General features: G+C 43.7%; 15 protein-coding genes. 7 read left to right on the forward strand and 8 right to left on the reverse strand.

What is annotated here, in order from left to right; genetic code table 11:
* Nucleotides 1–232 precede the first annotated feature (232 nt).
* Together BM008_RS12030 and BM008_RS12035 are read left to right on the forward strand one after the other, a co-directional pair.
* Complete coding sequence (locus BM008_RS12030; protein WP_143072349.1) at nucleotides 233–2,542, forward strand: PGF-pre-PGF domain-containing protein; 2,310 nt, start codon at nucleotides 233–235, stop codon at nucleotides 2,540–2,542.
* 74 nt (nucleotides 2,543–2,616) lie between these two features.
* Nucleotides 2,617–3,243 carry a LysE family translocator gene (locus tag BM008_RS12035; protein WP_091937337.1) on the forward strand — a complete coding sequence of 209 codons (627 nt, stop codon included), beginning with the start codon at nucleotides 2,617–2,619 and terminating at the stop codon, nucleotides 3,241–3,243.
* 40 nt (nucleotides 3,244–3,283) lie between these two features.
* Here the strand turns inward: BM008_RS12035 and BM008_RS12040 are convergent, their stop codons facing one another.
* Entirely contained in the window at nucleotides 3,284–4,471 is a 1,188-nt protein-coding gene (locus tag BM008_RS12040; protein ID WP_091937339.1) for a WD40 repeat domain-containing protein, read from the reverse strand.
* Between the two features lie 230 nt (nucleotides 4,472–4,701).
* Here BM008_RS12040 and BM008_RS12045 point away from each other — a divergent pair, with 230 nt between their 5' ends.
* Nucleotides 4,702–5,871, forward strand: a complete 1,170-nt coding sequence (locus BM008_RS12045) for an ABC transporter permease (protein ID WP_091937341.1) — start codon at nucleotides 4,702–4,704, stop codon at nucleotides 5,869–5,871.
* A gap of 227 nt (nucleotides 5,872–6,098) precedes the next feature.
* On the forward strand, nucleotides 6,099–6,515 hold the full coding sequence (locus tag BM008_RS12050) for an inorganic diphosphatase (RefSeq protein ID WP_091937344.1): 417 nt from the start codon (nucleotides 6,099–6,101) through the stop codon (nucleotides 6,513–6,515).
* Nucleotides 6,516–6,535: 20 nt separating this feature from the next.
* On the opposite strand, the gene BM008_RS12055 is transcribed toward BM008_RS12050, so the two are convergent.
* The 7 genes from BM008_RS12055 to BM008_RS12085 form a co-directional block, all read right to left on the reverse strand.
* Nucleotides 6,536–7,693 carry an ABC transporter permease gene (locus BM008_RS12055; RefSeq protein WP_091937346.1) on the reverse strand — a complete coding sequence of 386 codons (1,158 nt, stop codon included), beginning with the start codon at nucleotides 7,691–7,693 and terminating at the stop codon, nucleotides 6,536–6,538.
* A gap of 18 nt (nucleotides 7,694–7,711) precedes the next feature.
* Complete coding sequence (locus BM008_RS12060) at nucleotides 7,712–8,818, reverse strand: hypothetical protein (RefSeq protein ID WP_091937349.1); 1,107 nt, start codon at nucleotides 8,816–8,818, stop codon at nucleotides 7,712–7,714.
* A gap of 82 nt (nucleotides 8,819–8,900) precedes the next feature.
* Nucleotides 8,901–10,088 (reverse strand): ABC transporter permease, encoded by a 1,188-nt coding sequence (locus BM008_RS12065; RefSeq protein ID WP_245748028.1) that lies wholly within the window; start codon nucleotides 10,086–10,088, stop codon nucleotides 8,901–8,903.
* Nucleotides 10,085–10,771 carry an ABC transporter ATP-binding protein gene (locus tag BM008_RS12070; protein ID WP_091937351.1) on the reverse strand — a complete coding sequence of 229 codons (687 nt, stop codon included), beginning with the start codon at nucleotides 10,769–10,771 and terminating at the stop codon, nucleotides 10,085–10,087. Before BM008_RS12070 ends, BM008_RS12065 begins: the two co-directional genes overlap by 4 nt.
* An 11-nt stretch (nucleotides 10,772–10,782) precedes the next feature.
* Entirely contained in the window at nucleotides 10,783–12,045 is a 1,263-nt protein-coding gene (locus tag BM008_RS12075; protein ID WP_091937353.1) for a COG1361 S-layer family protein, read from the reverse strand.
* Between the two features lie 4 nt (nucleotides 12,046–12,049).
* Nucleotides 12,050–12,703 (reverse strand): YIP1 family protein, encoded by a 654-nt coding sequence (locus BM008_RS12080; RefSeq protein WP_218146710.1) that lies wholly within the window; start codon nucleotides 12,701–12,703, stop codon nucleotides 12,050–12,052.
* A gap of 28 nt (nucleotides 12,704–12,731) precedes the next feature.
* Entirely contained in the window at nucleotides 12,732–13,388 is a 657-nt protein-coding gene (locus BM008_RS12085; RefSeq protein ID WP_245748029.1) for a YIP1 family protein, read from the reverse strand.
* Between the two features lie 333 nt (nucleotides 13,389–13,721).
* Between BM008_RS12085 and BM008_RS12090 the strand changes: the two genes are divergently transcribed.
* Genes BM008_RS12090 through BM008_RS12100 form a run of 3 tightly spaced genes read left to right on the forward strand, consistent with a single transcriptional unit; the run spans nucleotide 13,722 to nucleotide 16,822 of the window.
* Nucleotides 13,722–14,342: an ABC transporter ATP-binding protein gene (locus BM008_RS12090; protein WP_091937357.1), complete on the forward strand. Its 621-nt coding sequence runs from the start codon at nucleotides 13,722–13,724 to the stop codon at nucleotides 14,340–14,342.
* Between the two features lie 17 nt (nucleotides 14,343–14,359).
* Complete coding sequence (locus tag BM008_RS12095) at nucleotides 14,360–15,601, forward strand: COG1361 S-layer family protein (RefSeq protein WP_091937359.1); 1,242 nt, start codon at nucleotides 14,360–14,362, stop codon at nucleotides 15,599–15,601.
* A 6-nt stretch (nucleotides 15,602–15,607) separates the two neighbouring features.
* Nucleotides 15,608–16,822, forward strand: a complete 1,215-nt coding sequence (locus tag BM008_RS12100; protein WP_091937361.1) for an ABC transporter permease — start codon at nucleotides 15,608–15,610, stop codon at nucleotides 16,820–16,822.

The following is a 16,822-nucleotide window of genomic DNA, read 5'->3' on the forward strand; positions in this document are numbered from 1 at the left end:
ATTACGATCTTTTAAAAGGGTGGGTCTGTTATTCATTAATTAATACTGTCTGACATGACGGTGAAATCATTGATTTTATATATTACTTATTATATTTTATGGGTTATTCGGATGTGGTTACCGTGTTTGCTCAATTGAATTAAGCAAAATAAAGTCGGGATCTGATAACATGAATCAAAATATTGTATTTAAACTGAACAAATGTATTTTTCCTTTGTTATTCGTATTGATAGTGTTCTCATTGACACTGAATGCATCTGCTGCCTCTCTTACTCCTGTGGTAACGGAATATGGTAAGATAAGTATCTCCGTGGATGGTCTTGGGACTGCAGGATCCGATATCATCCAGGTAGAAAAACCAGCAGGAGCTACTGTAAGAAGTGCTTACATGACAGCAGCAAGTAACTGGGGAGGGACCCAGATCCCAAACGGTTCGATAACAATTGATGGAACTGGTGTTAACTGGGAACTGGAAGTGAACTCAAATGGATGGAATAATTGGGCCGATGTCACTTCTATAGTAGAGTCTAAGATAAACAGTGCTCCTAGTGGGAGGATAGATTTCACGATAACCGAGTTAAGTCCTGCTGCAGTGGAGGGGGAAGTCCTGATCGTTATCTTCGATGATCCTTCCCAGACACAAGACAATACGGCTATATTGCTTTTTGGAGGCCAGGCGACTACAGGTGATTCTTTCGAGATCGGTTTGTCAGAACCTATAGACAAAACAACCCCGAATCTTCTGATAAATATGGGTCTTGCTATTAGTTTTGGCTATCAGCCAGGTAGTCAGGTAAGTTATGTGGATGTGAACGACGAGCGCCTGACGTCATCTGCGGGAGGTCAGGATGATGGATATAGCGGCAACGGTGGACTTATAACCGTTGGTGGTCTGGATGATAGTAATTCCAATCCTGCTGATCCATATGGGGCAGCTACCAGTATAACATATGATGATGAATTGTATGACATCATTCCTTTTGTTTCAAATGGAGATAGCAACATCACTGTCTTTACTCAAAATCCTTCTAATGATGATAACATATTCTTTGCTTATTTCTTCATGCAGGCAACAACTGCAGTGGTTGGAGAAGGTGCTATCCTGTCCCCTTCCGACAGTTCATGTGATCTGAATACTGAACAGACCTTAACTGCAAAGTTACAGGACGACGATGGAAATGCTGTGGCAGGAAGGGAAGTTACCTTTGAAGTGGTTTCGGGTCCTCATTCCGGCACGTCAGGTAGTGACACGACCGATGCTAATGGTGAGGCTACATTCACGTACACTGGTACATCTGCCGGTACAGATACAGTAGAAGCAAGCTTTGTTGGAAGCAGTAGCGAAACAATAACTTCCAATCAGGCAACTGTGGAATGGACCGTTGCTGCGTTTTCACCTTCCTATGTCCGATCTCCAGATGATAGCAATCAAATTACTAAATATGGTGATGAGGTAAATTTCAGTATTCAGAGCAGCATCTTTTCAAGTTATAACTGGTCTATAGATGGTAGTCCGGTCAATGGTACCGGTGTAACACTGTATAATAATACGGATGATTCATCCAAACTATCCTATTGTCTAATTAATAGCAGTCAGTATATCGATCAGGCCGATTTCTTCATGGGAATCTATAATGTGTCGGTAAGTGTCAGTAATTCCTCTCTTGGGAACACCGATGTGTTCTCATGGACATGGACTGTCACCAACTCCTCAGTCGATGATGGTGAAGATATAGAGTTCATGATCAATAAGACTCCTGATATAACGATAGTTGGAGGTAACAAGACCCTGCGTTTCAATACCACAGATGATGAAAAGACAGATGATGATGGTGTTCCATGTAGCATCAAAATGGTCTCTTTCAACACAAGCAATGAGACCAATGGGATACAGATAAAGGTGGAGGTACTGGACCCATCTTCATTGGATGATTCATCTGCAGTTTTCCCACGGGATTCGGTATATCAGTATCTTGATATTGGCTTTAACAATGAGACCCTTGCAAATGAAGGAAGTAACAGTCGTGATATTGAGTTCCGCGTCCTCAATAATAAGGATGGGGGCATACTGATCATCAATACGGTATACCTGAGACACTGGAACAGTCTTGAGTGGGAAGCATATACACCGGAACTTACAGGAAAGGATGATACTTACTCATACTTCATTGTACGTGATGTATCGGGATTCTCTCCATTTGCAGTGACATGTAACTATCAGTATAGTTCATCTTCTTCATCCTCATCTACAGATGGACATCTTCCTGCCTATCTCAAACAAGAGCTTCTTGATGAGGGTTCGGAGGCCGATGTAGGAGCACCGGGTTCGACTGGTGGAACGGGTGATGACGATGCTATTGTAGTTGACCTTGGGATGAGCAGTGATGTTGATATGGGCAGCGATGTCGAAGTAAGCTCTGAAGAGGAAATATCAGAGACCTCCGGCAGCAGTAATATCCTTCCTGTAGTCTTTGTACTTGTAGCTGCTATGCTTGCTCTTTTCTTCGTTGTGAAGAAGAGGAAGGATGAAGAGGAACAATAAAAGGGCAGATATTTAGTTCAAAGGGAACTGCTGGTAAGTATCTTATAGCAGTATCCCTTCTCTCTTTTTAGAATATGATAGAAACCACTCAACTCCTGTACTTCATTGCAGTCTCAGTGGCTCTGACACTTCTGCCAGGTCCAGATATTCTCTTCGTGCTCACCCAGAGCATATCACAGGGAAAGAAAGCAGGCATGGCGATAGCATTCGGCCTGTGTACAGGTCTGCTGTTCCATACAACTGCAGCAGCGTTAGGTGTTTCTGCGATACTGTACAGTTCTGCAGTGGCGTTCTCCATCCTGAAATATGCAGGAGCTATCTATCTCCTCTATCTTGCCTACAATGCAATTCGTGAAGAGGGTACCCTTGCATCCCTGGGCTCATTAAGGGAAACAGAACTTCCTCTGCTCTACAGGAGAGGTATCTTCATGAATATCCTCAATCCCAAGGTATCACTGTTCTTCCTTGCCTTCCTGCCACAGTTCGTAAGTGTTGATTCCGGCAATATCCCCATGCAAATGGTATTCCTTGGTGCCGTGTTCTTCTTACAGGCGATAGTGGTCTTCTTTATTGTCTCGTTCTTTGCCGGTATGATTGGGAACCGTATCATGGAAAGGCCCGGTTTGGGTAAGAAGATAAACTGGGCGAAGGCTGGTATATATTCTGTGATCGGGATAGAGCTTGCATTGTCGCATCAGTGAGTGTGGTTTTTCCGATGGCATATGATTTTCATCTTTTCCATTAGTAGTTCCCATCTTTGAGTTTCTGGAAATCCCACAAATAAACAACATTCTCTCCTCCGATACTGTGTAATAACAGGTCACTATCAACACTAGCATTTATGGCATTCCAGAATTCTTCTCTGCTAAAATAATATTTCTCATTGGTAGATAATCTCGCACTTGCAGCCAGATATCTAGTATCGGGCGAGAATTCAATATCGTTGATTCTTATAATTTCGTTTAACATGCTTACATCAAGTATCTTTTTTCCGGAAGAGATGTCCCATATGGTTAATTCACTATTCATCGATCCGGCAAGATACTTCCCATCAGAGGATAGGTCCAGGTCTGTTGCACGCGATGAAATTGAGCTTGAACGGGAAGTCAAACTCAGGTATGAATAAGATCTGTCTACAACATCTCCTGTGGAGGTGTTCCATACGGTTACCAACCCAATTTCTGACAGACCTGCACAGGTGCTCGCATCATCGGAAAAATCGAAGTTCTTGAGATCGTCAGATGTATAGATGATACTGGATGCGGTTGAATTCTTCCAGTCCCAGTGTATTATCTTTCCGTCATCGTATCTTGCTAACAGGTATTTGCTATCAGGAGTAAAGACAAGTGATTTTACAGCATGATCTGAACTTGTTAAGGAATTTAGTACTTTTGCAGAATCTGTATCTCTTATATCTATGGAGATGGTATCAGTTCTTCCGTCTTTTTCAGATGGATATGCATAGGCTTTCCCATCAGGTGAGAAAGTGATAGTATTTGCGGGAGTACTACTTATAGGTCTTTGTAATAATGACCCATTATGTGTATCCCACAAATATACATCGAGGTTGCCCCCACTTATTATGTATTCATCATTGGGAGAAAAGTCTATAGAAATAACAGGGGTTGACACATGACTTCCAAAGTCCCTCATGAGCCTTTCATGTTCCATAGTTCCCTCAGGGTCATAGATATCCTCTCCATTCTCAATATCCCATACACGGAGGTATGATTCAGAATAACCAACGGCAATAAGCTTGCTATCTGACGAAAATTCGATACAGTTGATATTGCGCTCATATGGATATGATACCTTTTCAGGTTGTGGCACAACATATTCCGGACCTATTATTATGAGGATACCAATGAGTACGATCGCTGCAAGTATATAATTCAGGAACTTTTTCTGGTGTTCGTTGAGTTGGGTCATGTTATTAGCTCTGTAGTCCTGACGATCGAATGGTATTGCAGTGTTGACTTGAAATTGTTTGACAGTCCGACACAATGTAATAAAATGTATACTATTAATACATTCCTTATTTATTTAGATCGATAATATGTTCCAGTGTGTTTGTTGTCCGGGTTATTCTTTTGTATCTTTATTGAATAGTAATATTGTAGTAATTATAACAGTCAACTCCATTCTATCGGGAACTGGCCATGTTCGAACTGAAGATCGCCCTGAGACACATAAGTGCGCGGAAACGTCTGACATTCTTTGCAGTCTTCGCAGTAGCTCTTGCCATAGCTGTCATCGTAGTACTCATGTCCATGATGACAGGGTTCACAGAGGAGCTGATCGATTCCACGGTGGAGAATTCCCCGCATATCGTTGTGACATCATCCGACCAGGATGAGGATTACGTCCATTTCTATAGTTATTATTCGGAGCAGCTAGCTTCAATGGATGGTGTGGAGGCTGTATCTCCTGTATTCGTGGGTCAGGCGGCCATCAGCCATAAGGACAATGCCGAAGGTGTGAATCTCAATGGTATCGACCCGGTGGCACAAGATGCTGTCATGAGGATCTCCGATGACATGGTCTCAGGTGATCTGTTCGCATTGGGGAGGAGTAATAATGGTATTGTGATCGGTGACAAGCTTGCAGAGGACCTGGAAGTTGTCATGGGTGATCATGTTGATGTCGTAATGCCGGGATTTGGAGAATCATCCTTCAAGGTGATCGGCATATTTGACACCGGGACATCCAGTGACGAGACCGTTGCATACGTCAGGTTCGACTCAGCTCTCGATTTTTTCGATGAGAATGGTGTTGCCAGCAGGATCAACATAAGGGTGACAGATCCTTTCCAGGCAGATGTGGTGGCTGACATGATCGAGGCGGACACAGGTCTTGATGCACAGAGCTGGATCGAGGCGAATAGTGAGATACTGAACCTTCTCAACACCCAGACACTTATCGTGTGGATCTATTACGGTCTGATCTATATGATAGCAGGGTTTGGTATTGCTAATACCCTCTTCACAGTTGTCATGGACAAAAAAAGGGAGATCGGCATGCTAATGGCAATGGGTGCTTCTAAGAAGAACATAACAATGATCTTCCTGCAGGAATCCCTCATATTGGGAACAATGGGCGTGTTGCTCGGGTGCATACTGGGATATTTAGCATCCTCTGCACTGTCCTCCTATCAGATCGACCTTCCCAGTGAGATGTATTTCGGTCTCACAACCCTTCCACTAAAAGCGGATATAATGAACTATGTATATGCAGTGATCTTCTCCTTCTTCATCAATATCGTTGCCGGGGTGTATCCTGCAAGAAAAGCAGCATCATTAGATCCTGTGGGAGCTATTGAAAGTGATTGATGGCGACTTCTCTCTTATTTAAAGCAGAGAGTTCGTTCGCATATGTACGAAAGGCTTATATTCTAATAAGTCGTTTGTATGTTTGCGAACGGGTTAGATTTTAGTACCTCTCCAATACACTCTAATGTCACCATACCTGTGCATTCAACCCCCTTTACCCGTTCGCCCCCTATGTTTCTATTTTTTTTACCTATGTTCTTATTATCCAGGCGTACCAATAGACTGGTATGAGGATCGTGATAGAGACACCTAAGTACAGCTTCTTTAAATATCATAAAGAAGGCCAGGTCTTTGTCAAAGAGTTCCTTTCTCCAATACCTACTATTTTCAACTATGGTTTTATCGAGGGGAGCCTTGCTGCCGATGGCATGGAAAAAGATGTAGTTGTCATAGGTCCACCTATGCCACAAGGTCACGTTTTTGATGTTTCTGAAATAGATGGTGTCGTAAGGTTCATTGACGATTCACTTGAGGACAATAAAGAGATAATATGTTCAGGTGGCTTCTATTCAAAACCGCTCTTCTATTTCTACTTCCACCTTTATGCAGCCTTCAAGGTCATGTACTACCTGCTTTTCAAAAAAAGGATAACACATTGCAGGTTCCTTGGTATCGAGTGGTATGGTAAAGGGTCTGAAAAATAAGTGAGTTCACTTACCCTTGTTCATCTTGATGATATAGCTTCCACAGGATCAAGACTTGCTGCCCTCTGGGCAGGATAGATGCCTGCGATAAGGTTCAGTAAGAACACTATTGTGATGATCCTCAGCACATCACCTATCCTGACAACCACCGGTATGACCTCAAGTCCATAGGCTCCTTCAGGAAGTGGATAGCTCCCTATGGACAATGCCAGAGCAATACCTGCTGCAGTTCCAAGAACAGCACCGGAAAGACCAAGTATCCCACTCTCGATGAGGAAAATGAAACGGATATTGGACTTAGTGGCACCCATTGCCAGCAGTATGCCGATCTCTTTTACCTTTCCCATTACGACCATGTTCAATGTGCTCACAACACCAAATGATGCGATAAGAAGAATGAATCCAAGTGTGATATTATTTGAAACGGTCTCTATAGCAATGGTCCTCAGGATCTCCGGGTTGTTCACGGTCCATCCGTCAGCATTGTAGCCGTTGTTCTCGATGATCTCTGCTATTTCCCTGTCCCTGTTGAAATCGTTAAGCCTCAGAGATATGCCGTTGATCACATCCTCGATATCGTAGAAGTCCTGTGCTGTCTTCAGTGATGTATATGTGAGACTTTCATCCAGTGCGGTCCCGGTATCATATATCGCTACAACTTTCAGGGAAACCGGGTTTGCATTCGGGAATGATACCTCCACATTGTCACCCAGCTCAAGTTCCATATCCTCTGCGAACGTGTCCCCGATGATGATACTTTTATCTGAATACGTCAGTCCGTCATAGTCCCCCAGTATTATGTCGTCCCGGGTGTGTGCAACAGCATCTTCCTCTGCCGGCAATATGCCTTTGAGGACAGCATTCTTCGTATTATCCTTGTATTTGAAAGAAGCCTCTCCTGTAAGGTAAGGTGATGAAGCTACAACACCATCAATATTATTGATCTTATCGACGATGTTCTTGTAAAGATATATGTGATCCTCACCATCCTCTGGTGAAACAACAACATGTGGCAAGTTATCAACGGTCTTACTGTAAAGTTCCTGTGTGAACCCTGCCATAAAGGCCTGTGATACCATTAGTATCATAACTGCGATCCCGATGGCTGCAACTGAGAGAATTGTCTGTCTTTTCCTTGCTATTATATGACGAAGTGCAATGAACAGTTCATATCGCATCGGGCACACCTTTCAGTGTTATCTCTTTCTGGACATCAGGGCAACAATTGCGATCAGGAACAGTGAACCAGAAAGCATGAATCCCGGTGACTCCTCTGCATCTTCAGTGCCTGTGTTATTAGTCTGCTGCGTAGATGGCTCATGATCGGATTCGATGATCTTCTCTTCAACATCCAGTATATCTCCATCGTTGCCGATTACTTCTATAACAAGTGAATAGATCCCGGTTGTGAGACGTTCCTCCCATATTGTCTCTACGGTCTCATCATCTTCATTGAGAAGTATCGGTGACTTTTGGGTTACGGACTCGATAACATTTTCTCCATCATCGTCCTGTTTTGAGACTGTGAATCTTACTGATCCTTCAAAAGGAACCTGGGAAATACCATCGACAGTTGCACTGGCCCCAATGTCATCTTCGTATGTATCACTGATGAACACATCATCCTGTGCCACAAAGTCCTCTGAAAGAGCAATGTAGGTCACAGAAGGAGAGTACATTTTGACCTTGATCCTTCCTGTATATTCCTTGTTGTTCTCAAGAAGTACGTTCCAGTCCTTTGTAACTTCCATTGGTTGTGTGTGTACTGATATCTTCTTCTCTGTTCCGGAATATATTACATCCGAGCCATCGATCAGCATGTATTCAACATCAACTACAACAGCTTCCTGTGGTGTTATCATAACACTGAATCCCTGTGAGTTAGGGACAAGGTCGTCAACGGTGGCTCTTGGTATGGTCTGCCTGCCGTTCACAAAATTATATGCATTCTCATAGATCACGCAGCCATCTTTTGAGATCATGGTGTTGACAGTGTATTTTCCATCTCCTTTGTCATCAGTGTCCCACTCGAAAGCTTTTGTCACGTCCGAGTCAGGTGTGATCATATCGATAGAGAATTTCCTCTTATCAAGTGTGCTGCCTTCATGTTCCATTGTCATCTCAAGTTCAAGTCCGCTGACCTGCTCTGAGCTATGTAATGTGATATCACATGTATCGAGGTCTGAATAGATATCCACGACACTTACATCATAGTTATCTGATCCACGATCTGCTGCAAAGGAAGTTCCTGTAATAGAGACTATAAGCAGGATAGCTGTCAGGTACAATAGGGCAGTTCTCATATAATGGCTCCTGTATCTAAGCAAACTTATTTTTGATAGTATTTATAGGGTTCTGTATATATTATCTATCAAAATAGCTGCCTCATTCGTATCTCAATGCATCGAGTGGTTTCATCCTCGATGCTTTCCATGCGGGGTACATGCCACCTACAAGACTTGTAGCAATGCCAAAGAAGAAGCCTTCCATTACATAGAACATGCTGGACAGTGTGAGCAGGTACGAGGTGTTCTTGACAACAAGCACCATAACAAGATAGCTTCCTCCAATTGTGAGTATCGCACCTGCCGTACTGGCGATAACTCCAAGGAATAATGCTTCCAGCAAGAACATCTTCAGAATATCCTTTCTTGAAGCTCCAACTGCTTTCATGATACCGATCTCTTTTGTACGTTCCATTGTTGACATGAGCATGACGTTGAGTATACTGACACCTGCAACCAGCAGTGATATAGAGCCGATTCCCATGAGGAAAAGTGAGATCGAACTGAATACATCATCAAGGCTCTCAGTGATCGAGTTGGTTGCAAATACGGTGACAAGTTCATCCTTCTTGTTAATACGTTCCTCTATCTCATCTACAACTTTATCTATCTCTTCAATGTCCTCAACGATCACAATGACCTGATCATAACCTTCATCTTCGTCAGGGTACAGTTTCTCATACATCTCTGATGATGTGAAAACACCGCTATCGGTATTGATATCGAACCCAAGTCCCCTCTCTTTCAGGATCCCTACCACCCTGAGTTTAGTGTCATCTATCTCTATTTTTTGTCCGGGAGTGATCTCCAGATTCTCAGCTACACTTGAACCCACTACACAGTCTGTGGAACCCGGTTTGAAATATCTGCCCTCTTCAAGTTCCACAAGTTTCTCAAGATCGTCTTTTTCGATGTCATAAACTGAAACATATAACAGGATATCTATCCCATCCTTCCGGTGCTCGATCATCTCTCCGTCGGCTATCACCGGTATCACGCTTTCGATGTTCCCTACCTTATTGATCTGATCCACCTGCCTGTCAGTCACATAGTCCTCTCCTGGAGCAGGAGATACTATGAGCTTATCTCCTATGTCTGCAAAAGAGTCGGTAACTGAAAGTTTCAGGCTGTTACCCAGAATTCCCATTGAGGAGATCGCGATAACACCGATAATGATGCCGATCGCTGCAAGTATGGTACGAACAGACTGTCTTTTCAGATTTCTCTTTGCCAGTTCAGCGTACATATTGTTCCTGAGAAAGGCCGGGACCTTTTCTGTAAGCTTCACTCAACGACCTCCCCGTCCTGTATTCGAATGGTCGTGTGTGAATATTCTTCCAGCTTAGGGTCGTGTGTGACTACAATGACAGTTGTCCCAGAAGAGTTGAGTTCCTTCAGTAATTTCATTATGTTCTGTCCGGTCCTCGTATCCAGATTCCCTGTAGGTTCGTCAGCAAGCAGGATGGGAGGCTCGTTAGCCAGTGCCCTTGCGATGGCGACCCTCTGTTGCTGTCCGCCTGACATCTCATTTGGCTTATGCTCTGCAAATTCCAATGGCAGGTCTGCTTTCTTCAACATCTCAATAGCTTTTTTTCTTCGTTTTGCAGGAGAAGCACCGTTGAATATCATGGGTATTTCCACGTTCTCAATGGCAGTGAGCGTCGGTATGAGATTGAACTGCTGGAAGATAAATCCGATATTGTTCCTGCGGATGGCTGTGAGCCCGTCATCATCCAGTCTGGAGAGGTCCACGTTGTTGACCTTCACCTTTCCGGATGTTGGTAGGTCAAGACAACCTATCATGTTCAGAAGAGTACTCTTCCCCGACCCTGAAGAACCCATAATGGTTACAAAGTCCCCTTTTTCGATAGAAATGCTGACACCGTTCAGGGCATATATCCTGTTAGTGCCGAGTGTGTATATGCGTTTCACATCTTGCAGTTCTACTATCGGGTGGTGCAGGTCTTGCATAAGGACACCGCTTATTCCATGAACTCTTCCTCTTCAGGAACGAGCTCATCATTTTCCATCTCTTCAGTCCTTTCTTCATCCCTGCGCTTCTTCCATGAGTATCCTATCAGGGCCAGAACACCAATTGCGATAATTCCTGCAATAACCCATGTTCCCCATGAACTTCCACCTTCATCATCGCTGAAATATGTGTTTCCTGATCCCAGGTCTATCTCCTGGGTAATGGTGGTATATGCATTATCCGGATCCCTGAACTCGATGAGTACTGGTATTGCAGTAACGTTCTTTGATGTCACCATTGCACTGAGATCGAAGCTGCTGAAATCATCTGCTTCCAGTGTGCCGATGAAATAATTAGCATAGGGCTGTACAGGTTCCACACCTTCCATATCATCTATAGAGACCATTACATTCTTTGCATCTGTGATCCCGAAGTTGTTCAGGTCCCCTGATATGGTGTACTTGCCTCCCATGTTCTCGATCTCTATCCCTGTGAAGATGAGGGGTGATTGCTTTATGATCCTTACGTTCTTAGTCTCAGTCTCTGCGTTGTGAAGGTTGTCGCCGTTGAAGTATGTGGCTGTGAATGAGATGTCGCTGTTTCCTTCTTCACAGGACATGGTATTGAGTGTGAATGTAGCTGCTGACTTGTTTCCTTCAGGCACGCTGCCAATGAAGTAGTCAGAAGGGCTGAATGTCATGTCTTCTGCATATGGGGTGACAATGACGCTTGTTACATCGTTCGGTCTTCTGTTGACTATATCCACACTGACAGTAGATACCTCGTTCATCATGGTTGTCGGAAGATTCGATACGATGACTTTGACATTCCTGTCATCTACTTTCACGGGAATGCGATAATTGAAGTCATTCATATCACTACCACCTACTATTGTCAGATCTGTGAAATGAACTCCTGTTGCAGCATTTTCCATGGCCTTTACAGTGAATGTGAGTTTGAGGGTGTCACCCGGACCAAGAAGTCCGACATCTGTGTAGCTCTTGTCGAGTATCTCAAGGTTGCTGTTCCCGGCAAGACTGGCACTGGCCACATACGCATTCATGTCCAGTGTTTCCTCATCTTCTGATACATATTTTTCACCTGTTGCCATGTTGGCCAGTGTGACAGTTATTGTTCCCATGTCACCGGGCATGAAATACTCTGGTTCGATGGTGTAATCAACAGTAAATGTAGGTCTTATTTCAGTTATTGCAGCTCCGGGTAAAGAGAAAGTGACCAGAAGTATCATGGCCAGAACGAATGTTTTGATCATATTCTCACCACATTATAATATCTTTGTATTCGAACAATGTGTATAATATTGAGAATATCACTGGAATTGCAACTGCGATAGCTGCATTTTTTACACTTATATTCCTCGAATGGCTCAGTCCGTACATCCATATGTAACCACTCCATAATGTGAAAATGATCAGCAATAGTGGAATTATCTTCATTGTAGGGTCGGACAACATTGTCCCAGTTGTAATTGTAGGATCATTGATGCTGTTCTCAAGCATTGAAAGCAGTTCGTTCCCGTAGAATACTGTCACGACAGATCTGAAGATGTTTGGCAGGAATCCATAGGCTACGAATTCCATCACTCTTGAGAACTCTCCTTCTACATTGAATATCGAAGACACGATGTAGAACAATGCACTGTAAAAGAGCCACCATAACAGTGTACCAACTATGGTTGTAAAGACCGTAAGAACAAACCACATTATCATCATAAAGGATGCAAAGTTCTCAATTCCATCCACAATAGCCATATCTTCAAATAATCCAATTGCTCCCACTGCAACAATAAATGAGCTCAATATTTTTACTGCGATCACAAGTGCAATGATCGCAACCGGTGTTTTCCACTCGATATTATCGTGTATCTTCTTTCCAAAAAAAGAATTGGGATCAGTCAGTACTTCCAGCATCATTCCACCCACGTTCTATGCTTTCATTTTATCTGAGCACGAATACTGTCAGTATTGTATAAAGCAAGGACAATCCGATCGGTATGCCAACTGTTATTATGGAATTTTTCAGGCTGAGGTTGCGTGCATATTTCAGTCCGAATATCCAGATGTTCGCACTCCATAGGGTAAAGATGATTCCCAGCGCGGCCGCGATCTTCATAGAAGGGTCTGCAAATATCATGTCCTGTACTGCCTGAGGGTCTGTTATAGATGAAAAGTCTATATTTGAAAATACTCTTCTTGTGTAATAGGCCACTATTATCGAGCTTACGATATTTGGTATGAATCCGTAAGCTACAAAGTTCATTAGCTTTTTGAAGTCTCCTTCTCCATTGAATACTATTGAGATCACATAGAACATAGCTGTGTACAGCAACCATGAAAAGGCGACTCCTATAATGGAACCGAATATCACGATGATCGCCATGATAATTTTACCTACGCTTCCAAAGATATCTGTACTCACAAATGATTGAAGGGTACTCAACATAGTAGTATAGGTAGTGATAGCTCCAACAATTACCATCAATATCATGATAATAAGTGGATCTTTCCACTGCGTTCCTTCATTCATCCTTTTTTTGAAAAACCCATTCGGGTCAGTTAATACGTCCAACATAACTTCCACATCCAGTTTGATCATCAACCACAAAGTCAAAAGCTATATGCTCAAATCTGTCGATATATAGTCGAACTCTTCAATGATCCATGGTTATTTATAGTTTATTATTTGGATTAAACGTAAATAGCCAAAATGTGAGCTATGTCTGTCTGCAGAGGTATACGGCTCCGAATAACATTTTTATAAGTTCATGTCAGAGTTATTTAAACCATGATTCTTGATGTCCGATAAGACAAATGAACAGGTTTCCAGGGGGCTATCGTAATAGAGAAAAAATATCCAGGTCAGGATTCAGATAATAAGGTTCCGGTAATTGAACTTGTCAACCTTTGTAAGAGCTATCATGTTGGGGATATGGATGTTCCCATACTCAAAAGCGTGGACCTGAGGGTGGCTCAGGGTGAGTTCGTTGCCATTATGGGTCCATCAGGATCCGGCAAAAGCACGTTGATGAATATGATCGGGTGTCTGGATCGACCTAACTGTGGTCAGGTCCTGGTGATGGGGAAGGATGTCAATACTCTTTCGGACCCGGAACTTGCAAAGCTCCGTGGAATGGAGATCGGATTTGTTTTTCAGAACTTCAATCTTGTTCCACGTCTGACCACTCTTCAGAATGTGGAGCTCCCAACCTATGCCAATAAGAAGGCAGGTATCGATGCCAGAAAAAAGGCAAAGGAACTTGTGAAGATGGTAGGACTTGAGGAACGCATGAACTATAAGCCATCTGAGATGTCAGGTGGTCAGCAGCAGAGGGTTGCCATTGCAAGGGCACTGATAAATGATCCTTCACTTATCCTTGCTGACGAGCCGACCGGGAATCTTGATTCGGTAACCGGGAATGACATCATGGAGATATTCTCAGATCTTCATCGAAAGGGAAGGACAATAGTTATGATCACACACGATCCCGAGCTTGCAGAATATGCTGACAGGGTCGTGAATATCAGGGACGGCATAATTGTTAGTAATTGAAAGGAACACGAGGGTAAATGATGTTGGGGAAAGATAGGGCTTTTTTTGTTATACTGGTTGTATTGATGTTGTCACTTTTCTTGCCATCGAATGCATCTGCTGCGGATGGTGCAGATCTCAAAGTGAGTGTGTTGAAATATGAACCCATTCCAGCGGAGATCGGTGAGTATGTGACGGTCTGGGTCAAAGTGGAGAATCTGGGGTATGCAAAGGCAGATGACCTTTCCATAAAAATGGTTCCTGAGTATCCGTTCTCCATCGACAGCAGTGAGAACGAACTGGTAAATGTAGGTATACTCTCCCCGGATAATGCGGCAGTAGAGGACTTCAGGCTCTATACGGATGCAGCTGCAAAGCAGGGTGTCGGTACTATTGAAGTATGGTATCAGGAAGATTCCAGTGGAACATGGTTCAAGAAAGAGTTTGAGATAAGGGTAGGTTCGGACACCTTTGACAGTAAAGGTACTATCCAGCTTTCCGGTGAGCCTGTGAAAGAGCCTGAAGTATTCATGCCGGGAGATACTGGTACAGTTTCATTCACACTCCGGAACAGTGCCACTGAGTACACTATTACTATAGATGATGAGCAGTATGATACCAATGCCAGGATACAGTCTGCATCCCTTACAGGGGTGGAAGGACTGAAGGTGACCACCGAAACATATTATGGAAATGGGGTTATCGGTCCGGGTGAGTCAGTGGACCTTACATACAATATTGAGGTCGATGAGGACACTCCTGATGGTACTTACTATCTTGACTTCTCCATCGTAGGAAGTTCCCACTCATATAATAATAACTGGAGGATCCCTGTAAAGGTCGACAGTTCATCTGTCAGGGTTATCCCATCAAAGCCGCTTGCCCTTGAGAATGGTGAGGTTGTACTGGAATTCGATGTTGCTAACATCCATCCGAATGCTCTTTCTTCTGTCAGTGTTCAGCTTGAGGCAGAAGGGATCGAGTTCTCTCCAACGGAATATTTCATCGGTTCAATGGACTCTGATGAGCTTTTCACAATAGAGATAACTGCAAAGACCATCTCGGAGGATATTTCATTCCCTGTGGACCTTGTCATCAATGCCAATTACAGGAATGGATTGAATGAGCATACCCAGCAGGTCGATGTCCGTCAGCTAAAACATAATGTTGTTGAGGATGAAGGTGGAGCAGGCGTCTATGTTGCAGCTCTTCTTCTGATCATCATAGGGGCTGGCGCTTACATCCTTTACAAACGCAGGGCTCAAAAAGAGCAAGAGTGACCTCTGATGTTAAGTCCGGCTCAGGCTATACGGATCTCACTGGGTAGTATAGGCAGTTCCAAAATGAGATCTGCCCTTACGACCCTTGGGATCATCATAGGTGTTGCAGCAGTGATAGCTAACGTATCACTTGGAGCCAGTTTCAACCAGTATTTCAATGATGAGATCGGGGCTGTGGGGTCGAACTTCATTGTGATCTACAGTCAGAACATCGATGTGTTCTTTGACAGGGAACTGGAAATTATAGAGAACACTCCCGGTGTGGAGGGTGTTTCTCCTATAAATCAGCAAATGGCAAAGGTCACTTACATGTCCACTTCGCGGCAGATCGATATCCAGGGGGTCACGGAGGATTATGATGAAGTGGCGAACTTCGAGATGGATTCGGGAACATTTCTCACGGACAAGGACCGTTATGTTGCTGTAATTGGTGCCGAGGTTGCCTATGAGAAATTCGACAAGAAGATATCGGTCAAGAATCCTATCGATATTACCTTCAGGCGGGAGGACGGTGGGGTTGTCACCCGTACCTTCACCGTAAAAGGTGTAATAAAGGACCCTAACACGACTTTTGCCCAGACCGGTGTTGAACCTGAGATACGTGTTTTCATTCCTATCGACACCATGAATGAGATACTGGGCAAGGATGATTATGGTGGTTTCTTTATAAAGGCACAGAGCCTTGAAATTGTAAGTGAGACCGCGGATGAACTGGATGAACGCCTTGCAAGGGCACTGGGGGTTCCCAGCAGGGACCTTGAGAACGATGATGCCAAACCCTATATTGTGTTCGATCAGATAGAGATACTGGAACAGACCAACCAGCTATCGGCCGCACTCACCTCTTTGCTGACCTCGGTTGCACTCATCTCATTGCTGGTGGGTTCCATTGGTATCATGAACATTATGCTTGTGACAGTTGCTGAAAGGACTCGTGAGATCGGTCTTTTGAAGTCACTGGGTTATAGTGAGAAAGATATTCTCTCTCTTTTCATAATTGAGTCTATAATAGTCGGTCTGATCGGTGGTATCCTTGGAACTGCTCTGGGAATTGGTGGTGCCCTGGTTGCAAATGAGATCCTTGATGTTCCGGATGTGTTCCCAGTGAGCCTTATCTTCCTTGGTTTCTTTGTATCTCTGCTTGTGGGTCTGGTTGCAGGTGTCTATCCCGCAAGGAAGGCCGCACTTATGAACCCGGTTGAAGCATTGAGGAAGGAGTGA

Source organism: Methanolobus profundi (assembly GCF_900114835.1).
Lineage (GTDB): Archaea > Halobacteriota > Methanosarcinia > Methanosarcinales > Methanosarcinaceae > Methanolobus > Methanolobus profundi.